The sequence below is a fragment of the Bradyrhizobium sp. MI1.4 genome (assembly GCF_055811315.1).
On record NZ_JBVVPP010000131.1, the window covers coordinates 1 to 1095 of the forward strand.

Annotated in this window: 1 protein-coding gene; it reads right to left on the reverse strand. The window is 57.3% G+C overall.

Annotated features, from left to right (window positions below):
• Positions 1–573: 573 nt before the first annotated feature.
• On the reverse strand, positions 574–915 hold the full coding sequence (locus AC0L23_RS39930) for a hypothetical protein (RefSeq protein WP_473358416.1): 342 nt from the start codon (positions 913–915) through the stop codon (positions 574–576).
• Between the last annotated feature and the right edge of the window lie 180 nt (positions 916–1095).

Consider the following 1095-nt stretch of genomic DNA (forward strand, 5'->3'; position numbering starts at 1 on the left):
CAGACGTTGTGATCAGTTCAGAAACTTCACAGCGAGACGGCGCTCATCACGCCATACAACGGAGCAATCGATATTCAAGCCCGCACTTGGAACGCGCAGCCCAAATGTCGCGGGCACGATAGGCGCGTTATCGATTTGGACGATCGCAGAGGAATCCGTGAGGTGGCGGACCTTGCATCGCACAGGACTGCCGTCGACCAATATCTGCGCAGCATAGATGCTACGTCGCCGCTCCTTCGCCACGTCTCGCAGTCTCCCCCGCTCTACCGCGCCAGAGAGTATTGATCGGCGATTCCAGTCTCAAATGAGGCTGGACCATGGTTTCATTGCTAGGCTACGCGTCTTTTCCCCATCGCAGCCAGAGCCTCAAGACCAGGTCCCGCGCTGCCGGCGCCATCTCGCTCACGCCTTAGGCCGACAACTCTGTACCGTCGAAGGCCTTATTGGCGATCCATTTGCTCGAGAGCCCAACGGCCCATGGCGAGTTCAGTTCTTATGGCGCTGGCGACACGAGCGATCTCCATTGTGCTTCGAGACTTCGAGGCGCCTGTTCTGCAAGCAGGTCTCGCTTCGCTATTTTTTCGGTGCGGAGCCGTCCTTTAGGGAGGCATTGTAGTCGGCCTGCGAACTGTTGATGTTTGATTGATCGCTGGGTGTACTGCTTCCGGTTGTCGTTCCTGCCGTGCTGGTTGTCTCCCCCGGCGCATGAGAGGCCGCGCCAGGCTTGTCCTGATTGGCGACATATCCAGCTTCACCGGAGTTGCGGGTCTTTATGCCTTTGTCGGCTTTAGTTTGCACGTTTTGGTTCACACCGGCCTGAGACTCGCGCCCGTATGCTGCGCGGCAGCGGGTATCGAAATGAGTGGCAACGCGGCAACAAATGCCAAGGAAAGCTTTCGCATGGCTGTTCTCCATCTAAACCCTGCCGCTCCATCAACGTGCGCATCTCCGAACATTTCCGCGAAACTGCTGAAAACTTGTGACTGCAACGTTGGCACGTTTCAAACAGGGCACGACATGTCGCGTTAGCGTACGGTGCTCATAGGCGCTGTGACCGCCCTCGTTCTTCACCATGTCTTCGCGGGCTATAGGTAG

Excerpts from the sequence above, each read along its gene's own strand:
- AC0L23_RS39930 (WP_473358416.1), bottom strand. The coding sequence starts at position 915 with ATGGAGAACAGCCATGCGAAAGCTTTCCTTGGCATTTGTTGCCGCGTT.